16 protein-coding genes and 1 pseudogene are annotated in these 17492 nt (G+C 55.0%); 3 read left to right on the forward strand and 14 right to left on the reverse strand.

The annotated features are described in order from the left end of the window. Positions 1-2 precede the first annotated feature (2 nt). Together AC3Y7R_RS03195 and AC3Y7R_RS03200 are read left to right on the forward strand one after the other, a co-directional pair. Positions 3-1307 carry a type I phosphoribosyltransferase gene (locus AC3Y7R_RS03195; protein WP_490040556.1) on the forward strand — a complete coding sequence of 435 codons (1305 nt, stop codon included), beginning with the start codon at positions 3-5 and terminating at the stop codon, positions 1305-1307. Beyond that, positions 1304-2035 (forward strand): hypothetical protein, encoded by a 732-nt coding sequence (locus AC3Y7R_RS03200; RefSeq protein WP_490040557.1) that lies wholly within the window; start codon positions 1304-1306, stop codon positions 2033-2035. Before AC3Y7R_RS03195 ends, AC3Y7R_RS03200 begins: the two co-directional genes overlap by 4 nt. A gap of 103 nt (positions 2036-2138) precedes the next feature. Here the strand turns inward: AC3Y7R_RS03200 and AC3Y7R_RS03205 are convergent, their stop codons facing one another. The 7 genes from AC3Y7R_RS03205 to dctP all read right to left on the reverse strand — a co-directional run bounded on the left by AC3Y7R_RS03205 (position 2139) and on the right by dctP (position 9226). Continuing rightward, positions 2139-3647, reverse strand: coding sequence for an aldehyde dehydrogenase (NADP(+)) (locus AC3Y7R_RS03205; protein WP_490040558.1), 1509 nt, complete (start codon positions 3645-3647; stop codon positions 2139-2141). Between the two features lie 10 nt (positions 3648-3657). Continuing rightward, positions 3658-4383, reverse strand: a complete 726-nt coding sequence (locus tag AC3Y7R_RS03210) for a ribonuclease activity regulator RraA (RefSeq protein WP_490040559.1) — start codon at positions 4381-4383, stop codon at positions 3658-3660. A gap of 9 nt (positions 4384-4392) precedes the next feature. Then, the gene (araD, locus tag AC3Y7R_RS03215; RefSeq protein ID WP_490040560.1) at positions 4393-6126 is read right to left on the reverse strand and encodes an L-arabinonate dehydratase; all 1734 of its coding nucleotides are present in this window, start codon (positions 6124-6126) and stop codon (positions 4393-4395) included. 4 nt (positions 6127-6130) lie between these two features. Next, positions 6131-6292, reverse strand: a complete 162-nt coding sequence (locus AC3Y7R_RS03220; protein WP_490040561.1) for a hypothetical protein — start codon at positions 6290-6292, stop codon at positions 6131-6133. An 11-nt stretch (positions 6293-6303) separates the two neighbouring features. Continuing rightward, positions 6304-7620, reverse strand: coding sequence for a TRAP transporter large permease (locus tag AC3Y7R_RS03225; RefSeq protein ID WP_490040562.1), 1317 nt, complete (start codon positions 7618-7620; stop codon positions 6304-6306). Then, a complete protein-coding gene (locus AC3Y7R_RS03230) occupies positions 7610-8131 on the reverse strand; it encodes a TRAP transporter small permease subunit (protein ID WP_490040563.1) in 522 nt (173 codons plus the stop codon). Before AC3Y7R_RS03230 ends, AC3Y7R_RS03225 begins: the two co-directional genes overlap by 11 nt. 69 nt (positions 8132-8200) lie before the next feature. Next, positions 8201-9226 (reverse strand): TRAP transporter substrate-binding protein DctP, encoded by a 1026-nt coding sequence (dctP, locus tag AC3Y7R_RS03235; protein WP_490040564.1) that lies wholly within the window; start codon positions 9224-9226, stop codon positions 8201-8203. Between the two features lie 130 nt (positions 9227-9356). On the opposite strand from dctP, the gene AC3Y7R_RS03240 reads away from it, so the two are divergent. Then, positions 9357-10082: a GntR family transcriptional regulator gene (locus AC3Y7R_RS03240; protein WP_490040565.1), complete on the forward strand. Its 726-nt coding sequence runs from the start codon at positions 9357-9359 to the stop codon at positions 10080-10082. Positions 10083-10101: 19 nt separating this feature from the next. On the opposite strand, the pseudogene AC3Y7R_RS03245 reads toward AC3Y7R_RS03240, so the two are convergent. From AC3Y7R_RS03245 to AC3Y7R_RS03275, 7 genes and pseudogenes are all read right to left on the reverse strand, one after another. Then, positions 10102-10553: pseudogene (locus AC3Y7R_RS03245) on the reverse strand (IS30 family transposase); the annotation flags it as partial. 310 nt (positions 10554-10863) lie between these two features. Then, the gene (phoB, locus tag AC3Y7R_RS03250; protein WP_490040566.1) at positions 10864-11550 is read right to left on the reverse strand and encodes a phosphate regulon transcriptional regulator PhoB; all 687 of its coding nucleotides are present in this window, start codon (positions 11548-11550) and stop codon (positions 10864-10866) included. A 1-nt stretch (position 11551) separates the two neighbouring features. After that, positions 11552-12271 carry a phosphate signaling complex protein PhoU gene (gene phoU / locus AC3Y7R_RS03255; protein WP_490040567.1) on the reverse strand — a complete coding sequence of 240 codons (720 nt, stop codon included), beginning with the start codon at positions 12269-12271 and terminating at the stop codon, positions 11552-11554. A gap of 11 nt (positions 12272-12282) precedes the next feature. Then, on the reverse strand, positions 12283-13077 hold the full coding sequence (gene pstB, locus AC3Y7R_RS03260; RefSeq protein ID WP_490040568.1) for a phosphate ABC transporter ATP-binding protein PstB: 795 nt from the start codon (positions 13075-13077) through the stop codon (positions 12283-12285). 12 nt (positions 13078-13089) lie between these two features. Continuing rightward, complete coding sequence (pstA, locus tag AC3Y7R_RS03265) at positions 13090-14859, reverse strand: phosphate ABC transporter permease PstA (RefSeq protein WP_490040569.1); 1770 nt, start codon at positions 14857-14859, stop codon at positions 13090-13092. Between the two features lie 21 nt (positions 14860-14880). Next, entirely contained in the window at positions 14881-16257 is a 1377-nt protein-coding gene (gene pstC, locus AC3Y7R_RS03270; protein WP_490040570.1) for a phosphate ABC transporter permease subunit PstC, read from the reverse strand. 110 nt (positions 16258-16367) lie between these two features. Further along, complete coding sequence (locus AC3Y7R_RS03275; RefSeq protein ID WP_490040571.1) at positions 16368-17369, reverse strand: substrate-binding domain-containing protein; 1002 nt, start codon at positions 17367-17369, stop codon at positions 16368-16370. Between the last annotated feature and the right edge of the window lie 123 nt (positions 17370-17492).

The raw sequence follows: 17492 nt of genomic DNA on the forward strand, positions 1-17492 counted from the left end.
CTATGAACCAGTTTTCTACGTCCCAAGAGGCCGGTGGCTATTGCGCCATTTGCGAACAAGGCAACCTGTTTTATCTCGGCAATCCGTCCAATATGAGTTGCCCTGCCATTCGTGGTTCGGTCAATGGGCTGTCCACGCCTGCGCTTCCTATGTGTACGGTCGAGACGTTGCAAAATACCGCATCGGGGACTAGCGGGCAGCTTTGTCTGAGCGTGGGCGGGGAAGAGCGCATTTTGATTGATAACCTGTTGAGTTTTGGCAATGTTACAATGCCTGAGCAGCTGACAGTGAATGTGGGCATTGCTCCGGTTCCAACCCCGCGTATGAGCACACCTGCGCCTTGGGTGCCAACGGAACAGATGATGTCGCGTGCGCGCGGCGAGGGGGCGCCGATGGTGCCGATTGGGCAATATTCTTCGGCTAGGATGCCGGGGCAATTCGGCTCTATTTCACCGGGTCATGAAATGAATGGGCTCGATGTTATGGCGGAACTAAATGCGCATAACTACCCGGCCTATAATCCCCAAGGCGAAGAACATCCGGTGACGATTGTGGAGGTTGACGCCGAGCATGGCTCACCGCCCGGTGGCGAGGGGCTCAAGGATGTGGACACCATGTCCGATGCGGAAGCCGTGTGGGCGGGGACTGTGATTTCCGGCTACGCAAAGACGGTCGCAGGCCTTGGGCTTCGGACATATTACACCCTAGGTCCTGCAGAGCATCGGGCGTTTCTCAAAGAGGTCGGCCTACAAAGAATGAAGTTTTGGCGCATGAGCAATGGCACCATGATGATTGCTTTTAAAGGTAGCAACCGCTTGCGCACCATGATCACTGCGACGAGTTACGGCATGGGCGGCTTGAACGGCAAGAGTGTGACATTGCTTGATACTGCGTTTCGCGGCCCGGCTGGAAATGCAGCAGCAGGGGCAGGGCGGTTTGCCAAGGCAGGGGGCTGGGTCGGGGTTGTGATCGTCTCGGTCATCGATACCGCGACCTATTTCGCCAACCCGGACGAGAGCAAAGAATTGACTGATTTGTTTGTCGATTTGGGGATCAACATTCCCATTGCCATGCTGAGTGTGATGGCAGGCACCATTGCCACGGGGTTTGCTATCGGCGTTGCTGCAACCATCGGGGCACCCGTTATTTTGGCGATAGGCCTAGGATTTTTAGCCGGTGTTATCGTTGGCTTGGTCATTAGCAAGGCTGTCGAAGCTACAGGATTGAGGCAGGGCATGAAGGACGCTTTGCGCAATTCAGACGCCCCTAGAGATGAGCTTTATCAATCCATGATGACGGCCCCATGAGCAGAACTGGGCAACCCGTGATTACTTTGGCCAAACTGCCAAAACATGGGTTTGAGGCAAAAGTGATGTATGGATATGGGCTGGGAATACGCTTGATCATGTTGCATCCTGCTTGGCTCTGGTTGTCCTTTGAGTATGGTTTTTTGCTGGTTGGGGCTGTTTGCTCTGCTACTTTGGAGCTTGTGCTGTGGTTCGGTGTGCGTCAGCGCTCCATGCGGGGCAATGGCGTGGCGTTTTATGTGGGCACGGCTTTTAGCTTAAGCACGTTTCTATTTGGGGCAGTTGCCGCGATGCTGCTCGCGATCAGCTCGTGGGCATCGCCTGTGGGCTTTGCCCTTATCGCCGCAGTCATCGTGGTGGTTGAGATTGGGTCGTGGTGGCGGGCTAAATTGCTGGATATGCCAGCGATTTTTATCAAAGCGAAGCGTAAAAAGGTACTTGTGCCTGACGGTGATGGGTGGGTTTTCAACTTGTGGGATACGGACTTACTGACTGTGGGGTATAAGAGCGAAACGCTGTTATCTAAGATGTACCGCTACTGGTTGCCGGTCGCTGCCTTACTGCTGATCCCAGCCGCAAATATTCAAATATATAGCGAACACAATCTTGATCTCACCGCGGGAATTGCAGCAGTCTTGTGCCTCGCACTTGGCGTTGCAAGTCAGAACGGCACCTACTTCGTTCATGCCACACGAGCTTTGTTTGCCGAAGTTCGCAAACAAAGCTGAGAGCGGGAGTGAAGCATTGAGTAGGGTTCCTTCATGGCCTCTGTTTGCTTCGTTTGACCTGCTCCTTTTGCGAAAACTGAACCGTGCGGTCGCCAAACATTAATCAACCAGTTGGCACCAGGCCTTCAGGGATATTCTGATAACATACAGGCCGCAGAAAACGACGAATTGCCATGGTGCCAACAGATGTTGCCCCGAAGTTCGTAGAAGCCGGGTATGGGCCTCCGTGCACCATAGTATCACTCACTTCGACGCCCGTGGGAAAGCCATTGGCGAGGATGCGGCCTGCTTTACGCTCTAGTACGGGGAGGATTTTTTGTGCATGTGAGGCGTCATCCTCATCCATGTGAATCGTGCAGGTCAATTGTCCCTGAAGCGACTTGGCCACCTGTACCATCTCCGCAAAATCGGCCACTTTCACGATAAGTCCAAGGGGCCCAAAAACTTCTTCGCCAAGTGCGTGATTGGAGAGCCATGCCTGCCCTGTTGTGGCAAAAAGGCTGGGCGTTGCGTTGCGCAACGAGCAGGTGGATGTCAGCACGTCTTGCACGCCAGCGGTCGCGGCAATCCGGTCACGACCACTGCGATACGCTTCCGCCATCCCGTCAGTCAGCATCGTTTGGGCCGCGATTGGAGCCAAGGCCTTGGTTGCAGCGGTGACAAATGCATCTGCGTCAGGCCCTTCAATTACAATGGAGATTCCGGGGTTGGTACAAAACTGCCCTGCGCCCATTGTAAGAGATCCTGCCCAGCCTGCGGCAATTTCAGTGCCGCGCGAAGCAAGGGCCGAGGGGAGGAAAAACATCGGATTTACAGATCCGAGCTCGCCAAAAAATGGGATCGGTTCATCACGTTGCGCGCAGAGATCGAACAAGGCGCGCCCGCCGCCGAGTGAGCCTGTGAAGCCAACAGCTTTGATCAGCGGATGCTGCACAAGGCTCTGGCCAACATCGTGTTTTCCGCCTTGGATAAAGGAGAACACACCTGCATCTAGATTGCATTTTTTGATCGCGGCGTGAATGGCTTCAGCGACGATTTCGCCTGTACCGGGATGGGCCGAATGACCTCTGACAACCACAGGGCAGCCAGCAGCTAATGCCGCTGCCGTATCGCCTCCCGCAGTTGAGAAGGCGAGCGGAAAATTTGATGCGCCAAACACCGCGACAGGGCCAATCGGGCGCTGCATCAATTTCAGTTCTGGGCGCGCCAAAGGCTGGCGATCTGGCAGTGCAGCGTCAAAACGGCGGTCCAGATAGGCTCCCTCTCGGATGTGGCTTGCGAACAGGCGAAGCTGGCCCACGGTGCGGCCTCGTTCACCTTGTAGACGCGCTTCTGGAAGGCCCGTTTCGGCGCTACCAATCTCAGTTACTTGCCCGCCGCGTGCGTCGATCTCATCTGCAATGGTGTCGAGAAACACGGCCCGTTTTTCGCTGGATGTATACCCATAGGTCCAAAACGCATCTTCGGCAGCCTTAGCCGCCTGATCAACGAGCGCGGACGTGCCCGTGGAAAATGCAAATGCCTCGCCGCGCGCAGGAGCAGATAAAAACATCTGCTCGGTGCCAATCCATACACCCGCAATGAGGTGTTTTCCGTGTGGGGTAAATGTCATGTTGTTCTCCTCAGCGGCCGGTTTTCACGCGCCATGCATCAAATTTCTTTTGGTTTTCTTCTGTGGTACAGGGATAAAGGCCGATGATCGATGTGCCCCCCATGACCTCCTCCAAAACAAAATCCTCAAAGCTCTCCATGCCCGAGCAGACCTCAGCGATCTCATCCGCAAGATGGGCGGGGATTACCATCACACCGTCCCGGTCGCCGACGATCACATCGCCGGGGAAGACAGCGACATCGCCGCAGGCAATTGGGCCATTAATCTCAATCGCCTCATGCAATGTCAGGTTGGTGGGGGCCGATGCACCTGCACAAAAGGCAGGCATCGCAAGCTGTCCAATGCCGTGGGCATCCCGAAAGCCGCCGTCAGACACCACGCCTGCACAACCACGTACTGCAAGCCGTGTTACGAGGATAGACCCTGCTGTCGCCGCACGTGCGTTTTTGCGGCCATCCATTACCAGCACATGCCCTACTGGGCAGGTCTCGACGGCGACGCGCTGCGGATGATCTTCATTGCGAAACACTTCCAACGGATTGCGATCTTCGCGTGCAGGAATGTAGCGCAGGGTAAACGCTTGCCCCACCATGTTTTTATCTTTTGGCGACACGGGCGTCACGCCCTGAATGAATTGATTGCGCAAATCGCGCTTGTATAGCTGGGTTGCAATGGAGGCAGTCGAGACGCGCATCAGCTTGGCGCGGGTCTTCTCAGAGAGAACATAATCGGTCATGGCAGGCCCTTAGAAAATGTCAGGTTCGCCGGCACTGTGCCCGAACCCTGTTTCAAGAAAATCAAAATCGCAGCCTTTATCGGCCTGCGTCACGTGCTTGGCGTAGAGATATCCATAGCCGCGCTCAAAGCGCCCCTCGGGCGCGCTCCATGCGGCGCGGCGGAGAGCGAGCTCATCCTCATTCACCAGCATATCAAGGCGACGCGTGTCGAGATCGAGCCGCACGATATCACCTGTCTTAAGTAAAGAGAGCGGACCGCCGATATAGCTTTCGGGTGCAACATGTAACACGCAGGCGCCGTAAGATGTGCCTGACATACGTGCGTCAGAAATGCGCAGCATGTCACGGTATCCCTTATTTATCAGTGCCTTAGGGATCGGGAGCATCCCCCATTCAGGCATCCCCGGTCCCCCCTGTGGCCCTGCATTGCGCAACACCATCACCGTGTCTGGAGTGATGTCTAGATCTTCATCATCGACGGCCTTTTTCATTTCCGTGTAACTGTCAAACACCAAGGCAGGGCCTTCATGATTGTAGTATTTTGGATCACAGGCTGCAGGTTTTATCACTGCTCCATCCGGGCAAAGGTTACCGCGCAATACCGCGAGAGAGCCCTCTTTGTAGACCGGATTATCCAGCGGACGGATCACATCATCATTGTAGACTTGCGCGCCTTCAAGGTTCTCGCCCATGGTCTTGCCCGTCACGGTCAGGCACGATGTATCCAACATATCCTCGATCTGTTTCATCAGCGCGCGCAGGCCGCCCGCATAATAGAAATCTTCCATCAGGAAATCTTTTCCCGAAGGCCGCACATTGGCGATCAACGGAGTGATACGGCCCAATTCATCCAAGTCATCCAGCGTGAGATTAACGCCAGCGCGGCGTGCCATGGCGATCAAATGCACCACCGCATTCGTCGAACAGCCCGTGGCCATCGCAACCACCGCCGCGTTACGGCAGGCTGGTCCTGTAATGATTTTATCAGGCGTGAGGTCTTCCCAGACCATATCCACAATGCGCCGCCCGCAGGCCGAACTCATGCGTTGATGTCCGGCATCCACCGCAGGAATAGAGGAGGCGCCGGGCAGCGTAATCCCCATCGCATCGGCAATAGCCGTCATGGTGGAGGCCGTACCCATCGTCATGCATGTGCCTGCAGAGCGCGCGATACCGCCTTGCACGCCGCTCCAGTCCTCATCGCTGATATTGCCAGCGCGGCGCTCGTCCCAGTATTTCCAAGCATCCGACCCAGAACCCAAAATACGCCCCGCATAATTACCGCGCAGCATTGGCCCCGCAGGCAGGTAAATCAGCGGAACACCCGCAGAAATAGCGCCCATCACTAGCCCCGGAGTCGTCTTGTCACAGCCCCCCATCAGTACCACGCCGTCTAGCGGATGCGAGCGGATCATCTCTTCGGTCTCCATCGCTAGCATGTTGCGATAGAGCATGGATGTCGGTTTGGTAAAACTCTCATCGACCGAGAGCGACGGCATCTCAACGCCAATGCCCCCCGCCTGCAAAACGCCACGTTTCACATCCTGCGCGCGCTCGCGAAAATGCGAATGGCAGGTGTTAAGCTCGGACCAGGTATTGAGAATGCCGATCATCGGCTTTCCACGAAACTCGTCTTCGTCGTAGCCAAGCTGCATCATTCTTGAGAGATGCCCAAATGTGCGCAAATCGTCAGGTGCAAACCAGCGTGCCGAGCGAAGATCGGAGGGTAATTTTCGGGCCATAGATTTATCCAATTAATGCGAAGATAAGCCATAAAAGAAAGGCGGTAAGCAGCAAGCCGAAAGCTTCTGGCCAGTTGCCATGATCAATGCCGCCTTCTGTTTCTTCTTCAAGAAACTCGGGCGCAGAGATGTCTTCGTCTTGTTTGGTCAGCTTTGAATCACTCATAATTTACGTCCTTAATCCATCTTTGAGGGCAACCAGAGCGCCAGGTCTGGGATAAACAGCACCAGAAACAGACCAACGGCTTGGAGGGCGATGAAGGGAAGCACGGCGACGAAAATATCCTGTAATTCTATCCCTTTTGGGGCGACAGATTTCAGGAAGAAACAGGCGGGGCCAAAGGGCGGCGAGAGATAATAGATTTGGATATTCATCGCAAACAGCACCCCAAACCAGATCGGATCAAATCCAAGATCAATAACCACAGGCGCGAAAATCGGCACGGTAATAAAGATGATTGCAATCCATTCAAGGAAGGTACCAAGCAGCATGATAATCAGCATCATCACCACAATCACCATCAGTGGCGCCACATCGAGGCCGGTCAGAATGCCGCGCAGGAATTCACCGCCGCCAATGCGATTATAAATACCGATAAGCGACACAGCCCCAAGCACCAGCCAAATGATAGAGCCGACGGTTAGTACCGTCTGACGCATCGCATCGCGCGCCATTTTCCACCGCAACTCGCCCTGAATGGCCGCAATGATAAGCGCGCCGACAGCCCCGATCGCCGCGGCCTCTGTCACGGTTGCCACTCCAGAATAAATCACCCCAAGCACCGTGCCAATCAGCAGCGCAGGCAGAATAACGCCCTTCATGTATTTTAAGCGCTGCAAAAACGGCAAGCCCGTTTCGGGGATGTCATAGATCGGTGCGAGCGAGGGATTTATCCGTACCCGCACAAGGATATAGATGATGTAGAGCGTGGCAAGAATGGCCCCGGGCACCGCGGAAGCGGCAAAGAGTTTGGTGATCGACACCTGTGCGGCCAGCCCGTAAATGATCAGCACAACCGAGGGTGGGATCAGCGTCGCCAACGCGCCTGCCGCGCAAATAATCCCGATTGAGAGTTTTTTATCATAGCCAAGGCGCAACATCTGCGGCAGCGCTATAAGGCCGAGCATGACTATCTCGCCGCCCATGATCCCAGACATCGCCGCCAGCACGACCGCAACGAGACAGGTCTGCACCCCGACCGAGCCACGAAAGCGCCCCCCGAGGATTGCCATCGAGTCAAACAGTGCTTTGGCGATCCCCGATCGCTCTAACACATTGGCCATAAAGACGAAGAACGGCACCGCGATTAGCTCATATTTATGCAGCACTTCACTGACATTAGCGGCTACAATGAAAAAACCAGCCCGCACGCCAAAATAGAGGATCGCCGTTGCCAGCGAGACGGTAAGTGTGGTGATGCCGAGCGGAACGCCAAGCGCCATCAGCCCTAAAAGCGATACGACGATCAGCAGTGTGATGATTTCAATTCCCACCGGAAATATCCTCTTGTTCTTCTTGGGCCCAGCGAATGATATTCGCAGCAAGTTGGGCCAAATATAAAATGCATCCAATCACGATCATCACTTTAAAAATCGTTGGTTGGATCGAGTTGAGCGCTGTACCTGAATATTCAGTGCGCCCAATAACTTTCATCGCGGGTTTCCATAGAGCGAGCGTCAGCACCAAGATCGCACCAAAGGCGATAAGCTGTTGCAACAGGCGGAACATGCGCCAAACGCGCGGCCCTACAATCATCTCAAGCATGGTGATTGAGATGTGGCGATCCCGCTGCGTGACATAGCCGACAGACATAACCCAAGCGGTCGCGCAAAGCGTCATGGCCAGCTCGGTTGACCACACAGAGGGGCGGTCAAATCCATATCGCATCACGACCTCAAGGGTCGAAATTGCGATACATGCAAAATATAGTACTGAGCAGCTATGGCCGATAAAGACACTGATGTGGCTTATGAAATCAGCATAGCGGGCAAGCAAGCGTTTCATCGCGCCCCCGTCTGGAAATGATAAACACGCCGCCCCACCTAGAATTGACGGAGCGGCGTCTGGTGAAGATTACTCAGAGAACAAACCGATTTTGGTCATGTAAGCAAGGTGAGCGTCCAGTGCTTCTTGAGCGAGATCAGATTTTTGAGCGAACTCTTCCCATTGTGCACGCGCCACAACACGCAACTGATCGCGATCTTCTTGCGCCCAGTTGATCACTTCGATGCCCTCAGATGCGTCGTCGCGCGCTGCCAATTCTGCGTCCAGCTTGGACACTTCTTCGGTCATTGCAGACATTGCATCATACCACCAACTGCGCAAAATCACCTGATCTTCGGCAGACAATGTCTCCCACTTTACAGTGCTTACGGTAAACTGCATTGATGGCATGGAGTGGATACCCGGATAGAGTGGGAACGGTGCCACATCTTGCAGGCCTACGCGATCATTGTTCACGTATGCAGATGCGTCAGCGGCGTCCACGATGCCTTTTTCAAGCGCGCCGAAAACTTCGGAGAACGGGATTGAAACAGGGGATGCGCCCGCAGCTTGGAAAACAGCAGCCGCGAGGCCTTCTGGGGAGCGAATTTTGATCCCTTTAAGGTCTTCAAACGTGCGAATTGGCTTGGCAGCCGCAAGAGCTTCACGTGAGTAGGGCCCACAGGCAACCACATGCACTTCGCCGCCTGTGATCTCGTCAGCAGCCTTTTGCATGATGGCCTCGCCGCCACCGTCACGGCAGAAGCCGAGCATTTGTTGTGGTGTGTCATAGCCAGAGATCAAGTCGCCCATAATGGCGAATGCAGGCTCGAGGCCTGAGAAGTAGCTTACAGCGGTGAAATCTCCGTCAAGCACACCAGCAGCAACAGCCTCAGGTGTTTCACGCGCAGGAACGACAGAGCCGTTTGGCGTAAAGACGACGTCAACACGTCCGTCTGTCAGTTCGGAGATTTTTGGCAGCCAGTTTTCGGTAAGGTACTGCGTCGAAAAATCACCCGCATTGAATGATGTCTGAATGGTCAGTGTTTCTGCGCCAGCAATACACGCCGTTACAGATACGGACGCCGCCAGAAGCGCGGTTTTAGTAAATTTCATGGTTTCCTCCCAATGGATACATGTGAGTACCTAGCACTCGACTCATACATTAATATATTAGTGTATTAAGTGCAACAATGTTCTATGTTGATCTTATAGCAAGTGAACAAACTAGTGATGGCCCCTTAATATGAACGAAAATACCCTGACGATTAATGCGATGCTCACAAGCGCCAATCCCCTTGCACCACGAGGGCAGCTACGCAAAACCTCGGTAAGCCAGCAAATATACGACGCGCTACGGATGAGAGTGTTGTCGCTCGAGCTGGTGCCTGGGGAAAATCTGTCTCGTGCAGAAATTGCAGGGTACTACGGTGTCAGCCAAACGCCAGTCCGCGACGCCATGCTAAAGCTGGAAGAGGAGGGCCTTCTGGTCATCTTCCCACAATCCAAAACGGAAGTCTCACGGATCGACGTCACCCAAGCGCGCGAAACGCAGTTCTTGCGTATGTCCCTCGAAATTGAGGTTGCCAAACAACTCGCCACCTATGCCGTCAATGGGGCTACTGATACAGCGCGTGCGATCCTGATGCGCCAAAAATCGGCCCATGACGCCCATGACCTTAATTATTTTGAAGAGCTGGATCGCGATTTTCATAGCGCGCTGTTTGAAACGGCTGGCTTAAGAAATCTATGGGGGCTTATTTCGGAAAGATCTGGGCAAATTGACCGATTGCGTAAACTCAATCTCCCCGTCACAGGAAAGGCAGCGGAAGTAATTGAATCGCATAGCTCCATCCTTGATGCGATCCAAGATGGGAATGTCAGCGAAGCCGAAAACCAAGTGCGGGCTCACTTATCAGGCACACTGGCGCAAGTGGACCAGATCGTTGCCCGCAACCCAAGTTTTTTCTAATGCCATCATTTTGAGACGTTTACAGTGGCGTTATGAACTGGAGCTGAACCTGCGTTTCCTCACTCATCTTTTCGCGGAAGACCTCGGCTGGCGCCTTCCATCCAAGGCATTTGCGCGGCGTATTATTGAGCCAGTCGCAGATCTCCTTCATGTCCTGATCCGTCATCGCGCGGATGTCACGCTTGCGCGGAAGCCAGCGCCTGGCGCGGCGATGGGTGTTCTCGACGGTTCCTTTTTGCCAAGGCGACGACGGATCGCAGAACCACGTTTGAGTGCCAGTTTCGGCCTGAAGGTGTGGCCAGTTCATAGACTCTGAACCTCGATCAAACGTAATTGATCTGCGCGCGATATGGGGCAGGTCGCCGATCTCTTTGATGATCTTACCCATGACTAGCTTGGTGCGTTTGTTGGGTTCTTCAAGATGACGGTGAAGCGGCTTACACGTTCAACCAGAGTTGTGACATTCGTGCGGCACCATAGTATCCATCGCATTTGGGCATGCACTTGTTGCTGAAATGATTGCGCTTCAAAACACGCGCCATCTCATCGACAGGGGCCTTTACGTGTCTCCAGCGTTCAATTCGGTGTCGCTCTGTGTTACTGAGTTGCTTGAGATAAACTACTGTTTTCTAACAAGAGTCGCAGTTGGGGGTGGCGCGGGCCAAAAGCGAGATTGTTTCCGATAATTGGTATTATGTAAATATTTGAGTTGCGTCACGTTTGAACGGAACTTCTATTTCAGTGCAGCTTATGGCTTTAGGTATCTGAAATATAACTAAATTTACCCCAAAGAATAGCCAGACCCTCGTACGGTTCTCAAAACGTCACCACCGCCAAGTGAGCACAAAACTTTGCGCAGCCGGCCAACGTGCACGTCAACGGTTCTTGTGTCGACGTAGATGTCGCGCCCCCAGACACGATCGAGTAGCAGCTCGCGTGACCAAACTCTGCCGGGACGTTCCATGAATGTTGCCAGTAACCGGAACTCGGTCGGCCCCAGTTTTAATGGCACATCATTTCGAAAAACCCGGTGCTCTTCGATGTCCATGATGATATCTTGGTACTCTAGTCGCTGCCCCACGGATGCTGGGCGTGTTCGTCGCAGTTGGGTTCGAATGCGGGCCAGTAACTCCGCGACAGAGTACGGCTTCACAACGTAGTCGTCCGCGCCGGTCTCCAAGCCACGGACGCGGTCGGTTTCTTCCGAACGCGCTGACAGCATGATAACGGGAATACGGCTGGTCTGCGGCACTGTTTTCAACTGTCGGCAAATTTCGATGCCCGACACATTGGGCAGCATCCAATCCAGCACCACTAGATCAGGCGGGTTTTCGTGGACCTTCAATAAGGCTTCATCGCCAGTCTCGGCAATGTCCACCAAATAACCCTCGGCGGCAATGTTGTAGGATAAAATCTCCCGTTGTGAGTGGTCATCTTCTACAATTAAAACAAGAGGTTGAATGGACATGCTAAACCTCTCCGATCCCAGCGTCAAACGAGGTTCTATCTTGCTTGTCGCGGTCATCATCGGGCATTTCTCCGGTAACCAGATAGATGACTTGTTCGCAGATCGAGGTCACATGATCCCCCATGCGCTCTACGTTTTTGGCAATGAAATGCAGGTGCATGCAGGCGGTGATTTTATGCGGATCTTCCATCATATGGGTTAAGAATTCACGAAACAGCGCATTGTACATCTGGTCCACATCGGTGTCGCGGTGACGGACATCTTCTGCTAATTCCACGTCGCGCTGAACATAGGCGTCGAGCGCATCTTTCAACATTACATTCACCAGTTGCGTCATCCGGCGCATGGCCCCGCCAGAGCCGCTGATTGCAGGCATTTGGGACAGTATCGACGTGCGTTTTCCTAGGTTTTTGGCGTAATCCCCGATCCGCTCCAAATTCGCGGATATTTTTAGCACCGCGAGGACAGAACGCAGGTCCCCCGCCGTCGGGGATCGCGTCGCAATAACCCGTGCGACGGAGGCGACGATTTCTTCCTCTAACGCATCAATTAACTTGTCATTACGGCGCACTTGCTCGCCCAACTCGGTGTCGCGCATTTCCAGTGCGCGGGCGGCGTCGGCCATGGCGGTTTCCACCATGCCCCCCATTTTCATGATCTGCGCCTGAATGCCCTCAAGGTCGCGGTCAAAGGCCGATGCGATATGTATTTGGTCTGTCATAGCTATGCTCCCTACCCGATCCGGCCGGTAATGTAACTCTCGGTGCGGCTGTCTTCGGGGTTGGTGAAAATCTTATCAGTATCGCCGTATTCGACAACATGGCCGAGGTGAAAAAACGCTGTCTTCTGGCTGACCCGTGCGGCTTGTTGCATCGAATGGGTCACGATTATCACGGTGTAATTGGCCCGCAGCTCGTCGATCAGCTCTTCTACCTGAGCCGAAGCAATCGGGTCCAGCGCCGAGCATGGCTCGTCCATGAGTAAAACTTCTGGTGCGGTGGCAATGGCGCGCCCGATGCACAGGCGTTGTTGCTGGCCACCGGATAGACCCGTTCCCGGCTGATGCAGGCGGTCCTTTACCTCGTCCCAGATGGCAGCACGGCGCAGGGATTGCTCGACGATCTCGTCAAGCTCGCCCTTATTGCGCGCCAACCCGTGGATCGTCGGGCCATAAGCCACATTGTCGTAGATCGACTTTGGAAACGGGTTTGGCTTTTGGAACACCATGCCGACGCGGGCGCGCAATTGCACGGGGTCCACAGTTTTGGCGTAAATATCTTGGCCTTCGAGTAAAATATCACCGGTGACCCGACAGTTATCAATCGTGTCATTCATCCGGTTGATGCACCGCAGAAAAGTGGATTTGCCACACCCAGACGGGCCAATGAAGGCGGTGACAGCCTTGTCTTCAATCTCTACATCCACGCCCTTGATTGCATGGGTGTCGCCATAGAATACGTCCACGCCTTTGGCACTAATCTTGATGTCATTTGACATGGTTTGCTCCGGTTGAATTTGTTGCGTCATATCGAGCATGGTCTACCACCGCCTCTCAAAGCGTTTGCGCAGAAGGACGGCGATCAAATTCATCGCCACAAGGAACAGCAGCAACACGCAAATGGCGGCTGCGGTGCGGGCTTCAAAAGCGCGCTCGGGGAAGTCGGACCAGCGGTAGACCTGCACGGGCAACACGCTGGCGCTGTCGGTGATCGAGCCGGGAATATCGACGATAAACGCCACCATGCCGATCATGATCAGCGGCGCGGTCTCGCCCAAGGCCTGCGCCATGCCAATGATGGTCCCGGTTAAAATGCCGGGCATCGCCATCGGAAAGACATGGTGAAAAGTGGACTGCAACGGCGAGGCGCCAAGGCCCACGGCGGCGTCGCGGATTGAGGGCGGAACAGCGCGGATGGCGGCCCGCGAGGCGATGATAATTGTTGGTAAAGTCATCAGTGCCAACACGATCCCCCCCGCCAATGGGGCGGAGCGCGGCACGCCAAAGACGCCAAGGAACACAGACAAACCCAACAGGCCGAACACGATCGAGGGCACCGCGGCGAGGTTGTTGATATTGACCTCCACGAAGTCGGTGAATTTGTTCTTTGGGGCAAATTCCTCAAGGTAGATGGCCGACATAACGCCAATGGGAAAGGCCAGTGAAAACGTCACCAACATCGTCCAAAATGACCCCGCCGCCGCGCCCCAGATACCGGCTAATTCAGGCTCGCGACTGTCACTGGCTGTAAAGAATCGGGTGTTGAATACCACGTCCACCCTGCCCTGAGATTTAAGCTGTTCGATCCAGATGATTTGATGGTCGGACACTTTGCGCGAGGCCTGTGGCAACTCGGTCGAATACAGGCTCCACGCCTCGGCCTTGGTTACCGTTTGGCTTAGCGGGACCACGGCTTCTGCTCTGCCGCCATTTGGGGTGATTGAGGTCATTTTCAGCCACCCGCCGCCGGTTTTGATCAGGATTGAGCGGTTATCTTCACTCAAGGGTTCATTGCCGCCTGACGCTTCGGCGCGCGTGACCAACTCCTGCGCCTCTGACAGCAAGGCATCGCGCTTGGTGGCGCGGGCCGTGGCCAGATTTAGGTTTTCTTGCCGCGCGCTGTCAGTCGTGGCAGCCTTGGCGCGGCGGGTGAACTCCACCACGCCGTTGTGTTGCAGATCAGCAAGGCCGCGCTTGCGCTTTGCCTCGATCAGAAGCCCTTGCTTAACCCGCTCTAAAGGCTGCGAAAAGTCATTACTGGCAGAGCTTACAATGTAGTCATCGCCGTCGCGTGTCAGGGTTAATTTGCCATGGGCTTGCTGCTCTGTAAGGCCGCCATACGCGCCCTTTAGGTAGAGGTCGGTCACGTCAGAGGCGAGGAACCGATACTCGATTTCTTGCCCCACCAGAGACGGATCAGCCGCGACTTTATCGGCCAATTCAAACGGTGCGCCCGAAGATGTTAGGTCGTAAAGCTGGCGGCGCAATTTTCGTCCTTTGGCGTTGGGGAATTGCATTTTCAGCATGTCCTTGGTCAGCCCGGTGAAATCTGCGCGGCGGATAATCTTGGAATCCTTCGTGCCGTCAGGATCAATTTGAGCAGCGTCCAAGGTGATCGGTAACATCAGATATGTCTCGCTCATGGCCCCGCCAACTTTGGTGAAAACCGAGCCTAGCAAAGCCACCAACGCGCCAGCAGCAAAGAGCAAGGCAACGATGCCGTACAGCTTTAGCCGCATCTCGGCAGCGCGCCGTTTGCGGATGCGCTTGTCCGAGGCCTTGCCCGAATGTCGCGCTGTTAAGTCTGCCATATCAACCATTTATCCAGCCCCCTAGTCGTAGAGTTCGCGGTATTTGCGCACCACACGTTGCGCTGCGATATTCATCAAAAGTGTCATGCAAAACAGGGTGAACCCCAAGGTGAAAGCTGGTCCTGCCGCCGTCGATGCCTCGGTGTCGCCGGTGATCAACATTACGATTTGCACAGTCACAGTGGTTACAGCCTCCAGCGGGTTGCCGGTCAAATTGGCCCCCTGCCCTGCGGCCATCACCACGATCATGGTCTCACCCACAGCGCGCGATATGCCCAGTAAGACCGCCGATACAATCCCCGGCAATGCGGCGGGCAACACCACTTGGCGGATGGTTTCCGCCTTGGTCGCGCCCAACCCGTAAGAGCCATCGCGCAAGGATTGCGGCACCGCGTTGATCACGTCATCAGACAGTGACGAGATGAAGGGAATAATCATGATCCCCATGACAATGCCCGCCGCTAATGCGCTCTCGGAGGCGATGTTCAGCCCGATGGCCTCGCCGGAGTTTCGCAACAGTGGCGCCAGTGTAATGGCGGCGAAAAAGCCGTAAACCACGGTCGGAATTCCCGCCAATAGCTCCAACATAGGTTTGGCCCATGCGCGGACCCGGTGGCTGGCAAAATCCGACAGATATATCGCCGCCAGCAGGCCCGTCGGCACGGCCACCAGCATTGCAATTACGGTGATCATCAAGGTGCCGGCAAATAGCGGGATCGCGCCCACTTTGTCGGGGTCCAACTTGCCTGCTTGTACACCGGATAAGGGCGACCAAGTGGTGCCGAACAGGAATTTATGTATCTGCCATTCGATGTTGTTAAAGAAATTGACCGTCTCGAAAACCAGTGACAGCACGATGCCCACAGTCGTCAGCACCGCAATCGCGGCAGTGGCCATGAGGATGACACGAATGATGGCCTCGGAGCGGTTGCGCGCGCGCCACTCTGGCGTGATGTTCTGCAACGCCCAAAGGCCGCCTAAACAGGCCACGAGTACGGAAACAGCGACCGTGCCCCAATCGTGCAACAGGCCCTTTTGGGTAACCTGCGCGGCGATCTCAAGGCGCAATTCATCGGTCTTGGAGGCGATGCCACCGTCCGCCAGCGCCCGTGCGTCTGACAAGATCAAATCGGCCTCAATCGGGGATAAATCCGGGCTGGTCGCGTTGATTCGCGCCATCAGGCTGCTCTCGACCCAGATGCCCCAAACCGTGCCAAGCGCTATCAATATTGCGACGCCCCCGATCGCTGTGACCAAGAATGCCAATGCCCCGTGGGAGCCAGGTCGCGAATGAAGGTGCCGCGTCTCACCGCCGACCACCGCAACCGCACGACGGCGGGCCAGCAGAAAAAAGGCCAATGCGAGCAGCAAGATCGCGAAGAAGGTGAGTGTCAGCATTCGTCCCTCAAAAGAGTTGTGACTGAAGGGGCTGGCCCCTCAATTCTATGGGTAGGCAAGGGCCGTATTTTGCGCCGCCCCTGCCCTGTTTCTTAGCTAATCCTGCCGGATTATTTCCACGCGTCACCTGTCATCTTGATCAGGGATTTGACGTCGCCGGAGATCACTTTGAAGTCATCTTCTGGCAATGGAATCAGACCCTTGTCGACCAGATAGCCCTCTTCTCCAGCAGCACCTTCAGAGAGGAATTCATTGGCGTAGTCCTGCAAGCCGGGGATCACACCGACGTGGGCGTTCTTGATGTAGAAATACAGCGAACGCGACACCGGATAATCGCCAGATGCGATGTTGTCGAACTCAGGCGCTACGCCATCGACCACTGCGCCTTGCAACTTGTCGGAGTTCTGATCGAGGAACGAGAAGCCGAATACGCCAACCGCGTCAGGGTTCGCTTCCAGCTTGGAGACGATCAAGTTGTCGTTCTCGCCAGCCTCGATATAGGCGCCATCCTCGCGAATATGCGCGCCTTCTTTTTTGCAGTATTTCTTATCGCCAGCTTCAGCGCTTTTGCACCCTTTTTGCATGACCAGCTCCTCGAAGGCATCGCGCGTGCCCGATGATGGTGGCGGGCCAAGCACTTCGATTTTGATCGCTGGCAAGGACGGGTCAACATCGGACCAATTGGTGGGCTTTGGACCCTCAGCGGCCAAGGCTTGCCATAGCTGCGCGCGCGAGATTGAGAACTCAGGACCGCCCTTTGCATTGGCGATGACAATGCCGTCAAAGCCCACAACGGCCTCGGTGATTTCGGTCACACCGTTCTCGGCGCAAAGCTTGAATTCCTTTTCTTTCATCCGGCGCGAAGCATTGGTGATGTCAGGGTGCGCGGTGCCAACGCCTGCGCAAAACAGCTTCATGCCGCCGCCGGATCCGGTCGATTCAACGACAGGGGTCTTGAAATCTGTCGAGCGGCCGAATTGCTCGGCAACAGCGGTGGAGAATGGAAACACGGTGGACGATCCGACGATGCGGATTTGGTCCCGCGCATCGGCAGCAGTTGCAGCAGCGACAGCAAGAATTACGGCAGATGCCACGGTTTTAATGAACGACATGAGGTCACTCCTTTGATGTCATTGACGCGCCCCACCCCTTGGTGGCAGCGCATGACAGAGGATTTACGCACCTCATGCTGTGCTTTTGTGAACCTTTCGTAACAGTTTCATGACAAGGGCGAA

This window comes from Litoreibacter sp., assembly GCF_058136045.1.